This is a genomic window from Sphingomonas bacterium (assembly GCF_903644055.1).
In the GTDB taxonomy this organism is placed as follows: Bacteria; Pseudomonadota; Alphaproteobacteria; order Sphingomonadales; family Sphingomonadaceae; genus Sphingomonas_I.
In genome coordinates, this window is record NZ_CAHJXD010000180.1 from 1 (window position 1) to 7,123 (window position 7,123).

The following is a 7,123-nucleotide window of genomic DNA, read 5'->3' on the forward strand; positions in this document are numbered from 1 at the left end:
CCTTGCCCACCGCGGTGCGATCCTCGACGGCCGGCGTCGCGGCGGTCACCGCCTCGGCCCCCGCCTGGATGCGCGCGATCACCGCGCCGACCTCGACGGTAGCACCCTCGCTCACAACCAGTTCGCCCATCACGCCCGCGACGGGCGCGGGCACCTCGACCGAGACCTTGTCGGTCTCGAGGCTGGCGATCGGCTCGTCGGCCTTCACCGCCTCGCCCGGCTGCTTGAGCCATTGGCCCAAGGTCGCCTCGGTGATCGATTCGCCCAGCGTGGGGACGAGAACGTCGGTCGCCATCTCTGTTCCTTATTGCGGATCGTGGCCGAGCGCCGCCGCGACGAGCGCCGCCTGCTGCTTGGCATGGGTTTTGGCGAGGCCGGTCGCGGTTGCGGCGGATGCCGCGCGGCCGGCATAGATCGGGCGCTTCGGCGCGACCCCGGCGGTGGCGAGCGCCTCTTCCAGCAAGGGCTCGACGAAGGACCAGGCACCGTTGTTCCTCGGCTCTTCCTGCGCCCAGACGACGGTTTCGAGATTCGTCATCCTGCCGATCCGATCGGCCAGCGCATCGGCGGGGAAGGGATAGAGCTGCTCGACGCGCAGGATCTGCGTGGCGGTATCGCCCGCCGCGTCGCGCGCCTCGGCGAGATCGTAATAGACCTTGCCCGAGCATAGCACGAGCCGCTTCACGCTCTCGTCCGCGCCCGCCTTGGGATCAGGCAGCACGCGGTGGAAGAAGGCCTGATCGAGGAATTGCTCCGCGCCCGAGACCGCTGCCTTGTGGCGGAGCAAGGATTTGGGCGTCGCGATGATCAGTGGCTTGCGGAACTTGCGCAGCATCTGGCGGCGCAGGATATGGAAATAATTGGCGGGCGTGGTGCAGTTGGCGACCTGGATATTATCCTCGGCGCAGAGTTGCAGATACCGCTCGATCCGGCACGAGCTATGCTCCGGCCCCTGCCCTTCATAGCCGTGCGGCAGCAGCATCACCAGGCCGTTGGCGCGCAGCCACTTGGCCTCGCCCGCCGCGATGAACTGATCGATGATGACCTGCGCGCCATTGGCGAAGTCGCCGAACTGCGCCTCCCACATCACCAGCGTGTTGGGCGCCTGCCCCGCATAGCCATATTCGAAGCCGAGCACGCCGAATTCGCTGAGCGGGCTATCGAGCACCTGGAAGCTGCGATCGATCGTCGAGAGCGGGAAATAGCGATGCCCGTCCTTCTGATCGGTCCAGACGGCATGGCGCTGGCTGAACGTGCCGCGCCCGACATCCTGCCCCGAAAGCCGGATGCCATAGCCTTCCTTGAGCAAGGCACCGAACGCCAGCGCCTCGGCGGTCGCCCAATCGAAGCCCTCGCCGCTCTCGAACATCGCCTTCTTGGCATCGAGGATGCGCGACAGCGTCTTGTGGACGGTCAGATCGGCGGGCACCGTGGTCAGCACCTCGCCGATCTCCCGCAACGTCTCCGGCGTGACGCCCGAAGCCGCGGCGCGGCGCTCGCAGATCGGATCCTTGGGGGCGGCGAAGCCCACCCAGTCGCCTCCGAACCATTCGGCGCGATTGGCCTTGTAGCTCTTGCCCGCCTCGAACTCATCCTCCAGCCTGGCGACGAAAGCGGCCTGGGCATTGTCGAGCCACGCCTGATCGATCTCGCCCTCGGCGATCAGGCGATCGCCATAGAGCTTCGAAACGTCGGGATGCTTGCGGATCTCGTCATACATCAGCGGCTGCGTGAAGCTCGGCTCGTCGCCCTCGTTATGCCCAAAGCGGCGATAGCACCACATGTCGATCACCACGTCGCGCTTGAACTGGCTGCGGAATTCGGTGGCGACCTTGCACGCGAAGGTCACGGCTTCGGGATCGTCGCCGTTGACGTGGAGGATCGGCGCCTGGACCATCTTGGCGATGTCCGAGCAATAAGGCGACGAGCGCGCGAACTGCGGCGATGTGGTGAAGCCCACCTGATTGTTGATCACGAAATGGACGCAGCCGCCGGTGTTGTAGCCGCGGATTCCGGAGAAGCCGAAGCATTCCATGATCACGCCCTGCCCCGCGAACGCGGCATCGCCGTGGATCAGGATCGGCAGCACCTTCGAGCGATCGTTATCCTCGAGCTTGGTCTGCTTGGCGCGCGCCTTGCCGAGCACGACGGGATCGACGCATTCGAGGTGCGAGGGATTGGGCGCGAGGCTCAGGTGGATCGTGTGGCCATCGAATTCGCGATCGGTCGAGGTGCCAAGGTGATATTTGACGTCGCCCGAGCCGCCGACGTCCTCGGGATTGGCCGATCCGCCGGCGAATTCGTGGAAGAGGATGCGGAAGGGCTTCTGCATCACGTTGACGAGCACGTTGAGGCGCCCGCGATGCGCCATGCCGAGCACGACCTCCTGGACGCCGGACGCCCCGGAATATTTGATCACCGCTTCCAGCGCAGGGATCATGCTCTCGCCACCATCGAGCCCGAAACGCTTGGTGCCGACATATTTGCGGGCGAGGAATTTCTCCCACTGCTCGGCCTCGATCACCTTGCCGAGGATCGCCTTCTTGCCTTCCGGCGTGAAGCTGATCGCCTTGTCCTTGCCCTCCATCCGCTCCTGGAGGAACTTGCGCTCCTCGACATCCTGGATGTGCATATATTCGAGGCCGACCGAGCCGCAGTAATTGCGGCGAAGCACGGCGATCATCTCGCGCACCGTCGCGCGCTCGAAGCCGAGCTGGCCGCCGAGGTAGATCGGGCGATCCATGTCGGCGGGGGTGAAGCCGTGATATTCGGGCTTGAGGTCGGCGGGCTCGGGCTGGCGCGCGAGGCCGAGCGGATCGAGATTGGCGAGCAGGTGGCCGCGCACTCGATAGGTGCGGATCAGCGTATTGGCGCGGATCGAGTCCAATGCGGCGGCGACATCGATCGTGGGCGCGGCGGCAGCGGCAGGCGCTTCGGTCTTGCGCGGTACAGGCTTGGCGGCCGGCGCCATCTGGGTGGGATCGAGCCCCGCGGTGAGCGCATCGGTTTCGGCGGGCGGCCAATTGGGGCGCGCCCAGCTCGGGCCGGAGACGCTGCTCTCGAGCGTCTCGAAATATTCCCGCCAGCCCGCCTCGACGCTGCTCGGATTGGTGCGAAACTGCCGATACAGCGCCTCCGCGAAAGAGGGGCTGACCCCCTCCAGCTCGTCGAAGCTCATACCCTCGAAACCCATTGCACCGTCCTAACTTCACCCGCGCCGGGGGATTTTCCCGGCCCCGCCGCGCGCCTTATCAGGTGCGCCCGACGGTTTGGTTAATCAACCCTCCGCCTTCGAACCGTGGCGGCCTTCCGTCGCTTTCCTTCGATCAAGACCCGATGCGATCACCAGCGACCCACGTCATACCGGGCGAAGCCCGCCGGAACGCGACCGGATCAGCCCTTCAACACCTCGACCAAGGTCTCGCCGAGCAGCGAGGGGCTAGGCGAGACGCGGATGCCGGCGCTTTCCATCGCCGCGATCTTGTCGTCCGCCCCGCCCTGGCCGCCCGAGACGATCGCGCCGGCATGCCCCATCCGGCGGCCCGGAGGCGCGGTCCGCCCCGCGATGAAGCCGACCATCGGCTTCTTGCGGCCCTTCTTCGCCTCGTCCTTGAGGAATTGCGCGGCCTCCTCCTCGGCCGATCCGCCGATCTCGCCGATCATGATGATCGACGTGGTGGCATCGTCGCCCAGGAACAGTTCGAGCATGTCGATGAAGTTGGTGCCGTTGACCGGATCGCCGCCGATTCCGACCGCCGTGGTCTGGCCGAGCCCGACGTTGGTGGTCTGGAACACCGCCTCATAGGTGAGCGTGCCCGAACGACTGACGACGCCGACCGAACCCTTCTTGAAGATCGATCCCGGCATGATGCCGATCTTGCATTCTCCCGGCGTCAGCACGCCGGGGCAGTTCGGCCCGATCAGCCGCGATCCGGAGCCCGACAGCGCGCGCTTGACGCGCACCATGTCGAGCACTGGAATGCCCTCGGTGATGCAGACGATCAGCGGCACCCGCGCATCGATCGCCTCGAGGATCGAGTCGGCGGCGAAGGGCGGCGGCACATAGACGACGGATGCGGTGGCGCCGGTGGCGGCGACGGCCTCGGCCACCGTATCGTAATTGGGCAGGCCGAGCTCCTCATGCGTGGTGCCGCCCTTGCCCGGAGTCACCCCGCCGACCATCTGCGTGCCGTAATCCAGCGCCGCCTTGGTGTGGAAAGTGCCGGTCTTGCCGGTCATCCCCTGGGTGATGACCTTGGTGTTCGCGTCGACGAGAATGGACATCTGGTCGCCTGATCCCTTGTTTCGTCATCCCGGCGAAGGCCGGGAAACAGTTTCCGTTAGCGACAGGAACGGGTCGTTCCGGTCGGGATTGACAGCATCGATCCGCCGGGTGACGGATGTTTACTTCAGCGAACCGTCGATCCCCTTGCAGGCCTCGAGCAATTCCTTGACCGCATCGACCGAGACGACGAGGTTGGCCTTGGCTTCGTCGTCCAGCTTGATCTCGACGATCTTCTCGACGCCGCCCGCACCGATCACCACCGGCACGCCGACATAAAGGCCGTCCAGGCCATATTGGCCCTCGACATGCGCGGCGGCGGGCAGGACGCGCTTCTGATCGTAGAGATAGGCCTCCGCCATCGCGATGCCGCTGGTGGCGGGCGCATAATAAGCCGAGCCGGTCTTGAGCAAAGCGACGATCTCGCCGCCGCCCGAACGCGTGCGCTGGACGATCGCGTCGATCTTCTCCTGCGTGGAGAGGCCCATCGCGATCAGGTCGGGCACGGGAATGCCCGATACGGTCGAATAGGAGATCACCGGCACCATCGTATCGCCATGGCCGCCGAGCACGAAGCTGGTGACGTCCTTGACCGAGACCTTGAACTCGTCGGCGAGGAAATGGCTGAAGCGCGCGCTGTCGAGCACGCCCGCCATGCCGACGACCATATGGTGCGGCAGCCCCGAAAATTCGCGCAGCGCCCACACCATCGCATCGAGCGGATTGGTGATGCAGATCACGAAGGCGCCCGGCGCGTTGGCCTTGATGCCCTCGCCCACCGCCTTCATCACCTTGAGGTTGATGCCGAGCAGATCGTCGCGGCTCATGCCCGGCTTGCGGGCGACGCCGGCGGTGACGATGATGACGTCGGCGCCCGCGATATCGGCATAATCGTTCGAGCCCGTGATCGCGGCGTCGAAGCCCTCGACCGGGCCGCACTGGCTGAGATCCAGCGCCTTGCCCTGCGGCACACCCTCGGCGACGTCGAACAGGACGATATCGCCCAGTCCCTTGAGCGCGGCGAGATGCGCCAGCGTGCCGCCGATATTCCCCGCGCCGATCAGCGCGATCTTCTTCCGAGCCACGAGGCCCCCTTTCCTGGTTTACCCTCCCCCGTATCGATCGGAGGCACTGTCAGGATGCGGCCGCATCGGCGGCCACGGATCAGCGGCGCCCGCTTAACGCCGCAAGTGCGAAGGGGCAACCGCTTTGGGTGCTACTTCTTGCGCCAGGTGAAGATCGACGACATCGCATAGTTCCACACCGTCGTCACCGCGATGCCGGCGAGCGCCGAGATCGCCCAGAAATTATGGTGCGCGAACAGCCATCGCGCGATGCCGACGTTGGTCAGCGCGCCGATCCCGCAGACGAGATTGAAGGTCAGCCAGCCGATGAACAGCCGCGCGCCCTTCAGCCTCTGATCGCGATAGGTCAGCATATTGTTGAGGAAGAAGTTGCTGGAGGTCGCGACCAGCGTCGCCGCCGCCTGCGCCACCCCGAAATCGTCCGACAGGCCCTTGAACAGCAGGGTCAGCACCGCGAAATGAACGATGACGCCCGATCCGCCGACCATCACGAAGCCGATGAAGCGCGGCGGGACGATATGGCCGAACATCTTGTCGAGCAGCAGTTGCAGATATTCCCACAGCACCAGCGCGTCGAGCTTGCTCTCGCCATGCTGGCGGGTGCGGAAGGTGTAGGGCACTTCGGCGACGCGCAGCGGCTCGGGCGTGCTGGCCGCGATATCGAGCAGGATCTTGAAGCCGACGGTGGAAAGCGACGGCAGCGCCGAGAGGAAGGCCGCGCGCGTGATCATGAAGAAGCCGCTCATCGGATCGCCGATCGGGGTCCGCGTCAGCCGGGTGGCAAGCCTGGTCGCGAAGCGGCTCATCGCGACGCGGCGCTTGCCCCACTCGCCCATGCCGCCGCCCTCGACATAGCGGCTGCCGACGACGACATCGACGTCGCCTCGCGACAGCCGCTCGAACATCGCGCCGAGGATGCGCTCGTCATGCTGCATGTCGGCATCCATCACCGCGACAGCCGGCGCGGCGGTCGCCATGATCCCCTCGACGCACGCCGAGGAGAGGCCCCGCCGCCCGTATCTGTGGACGACGCGCACGCGACGGTCGGCGAGCGCGATGCCGCGCGCCTCGGCGGCGGTGCCGTCGGGCGAATCGTCGTCGACGAACACGATCTCCCAGCGTACGCTTGGCAGCGCGGCATCCACCGCCGCGACGAGCAGCGGGATGTTGGGCTTTTCGTTATAGGTCGGGATGACGATCGCGAGTTCGGCCGCGAGACCGCCGGCCTCGCCTGAAGTTTCCGGGCGAAGGGACGCGTTCACCGATCGTCGGTCCTCTGTAGCCGGGTCAGCCTCAGCCAGTAGATGCCGGGCCGTACAATGGCGTCCGCCACATTCCAAGCGCCCGCCGCCGCACCCAGGCTGCCGCCGCTAGGCGGCTGCGTATCGACGGGATCGAGATAGCCCTCGGCACGCGCGCGCAGCGCCTGATATGTGCGCGGCTGGATCGAGACGAGCAGCAGCCGATCGCGGCGGCGCAATTCGGCGAACGATATTGGCGGCGTGGCGGGATTGCCGCCCGCGCCGATCGCATGCAGCACGCCGTCCGCGCTCAGCATATATTGGGCAAGCGCGCCGCGATAGCGGTAGACCAGCGGATAATAAGCATAGGCCCAGCCCGCATCGAGATAGACGATCGCCGTGCGGCCCGGCTGATCCTCCACCTGCGCCGCCACCTCGCGCTCGGGTCCGTGGACGAACCAGTCGGCGTGGGTGACGAACACCGCCGTCATCGGCACCAGCGCCGCGATCATCAC

General features: G+C 66.2%; 6 protein-coding genes. All 6 read right to left on the reverse strand.

Going from position 1 to position 7,123, the window contains the following annotated elements; genetic code table 11:
• On the reverse strand, positions 1–295 hold a 295-nt coding region (locus HUU94_RS07920), incomplete at its 3' end, for a biotin/lipoyl-containing protein (protein ID WP_302480188.1).
• 9 nt (positions 296–304) lie between these two features.
• Complete coding sequence (locus HUU94_RS07925; RefSeq protein WP_174274549.1) at positions 305–3,193, reverse strand: 2-oxoglutarate dehydrogenase E1 component; 2,889 nt, start codon at positions 3,191–3,193, stop codon at positions 305–307.
• A 200-nt stretch (positions 3,194–3,393) separates the two neighbouring features.
• On the reverse strand, positions 3,394–4,284 hold the full coding sequence (gene sucD, locus HUU94_RS07930) for a succinate--CoA ligase subunit alpha (protein WP_174274550.1): 891 nt from the start codon (positions 4,282–4,284) through the stop codon (positions 3,394–3,396).
• A 120-nt stretch (positions 4,285–4,404) separates the two neighbouring features.
• On the reverse strand, positions 4,405–5,367 hold the full coding sequence (gene mdh, locus HUU94_RS07935) for a malate dehydrogenase (RefSeq protein ID WP_174274551.1): 963 nt from the start codon (positions 5,365–5,367) through the stop codon (positions 4,405–4,407).
• Positions 5,368–5,498: 131 nt separating this feature from the next.
• Positions 5,499–6,629 carry a glycosyltransferase gene (locus tag HUU94_RS07940; RefSeq protein ID WP_174274552.1) on the reverse strand — a complete coding sequence of 377 codons (1,131 nt, stop codon included), beginning with the start codon at positions 6,627–6,629 and terminating at the stop codon, positions 5,499–5,501.
• Positions 6,626–7,123: hypothetical protein (locus HUU94_RS07945; protein WP_174274553.1), on the reverse strand; the 498-nt coding region annotated here is incomplete at its 5' end. The genes HUU94_RS07940 and HUU94_RS07945, both read right to left, overlap by 4 nt.

Coding starts and splice junctions, on each gene's coding strand:
- HUU94_RS07925 (WP_174274549.1), bottom strand. CDS start 3,193: ATGGGTTTCGAGGGTATGAGCTTCGACGAGCTGGAGGGGGTCAGCCCC.
- sucD (WP_174274550.1), bottom strand. CDS start 4,284: ATGTCCATTCTCGTCGACGCGAACACCAAGGTCATCACCCAGGGGATG.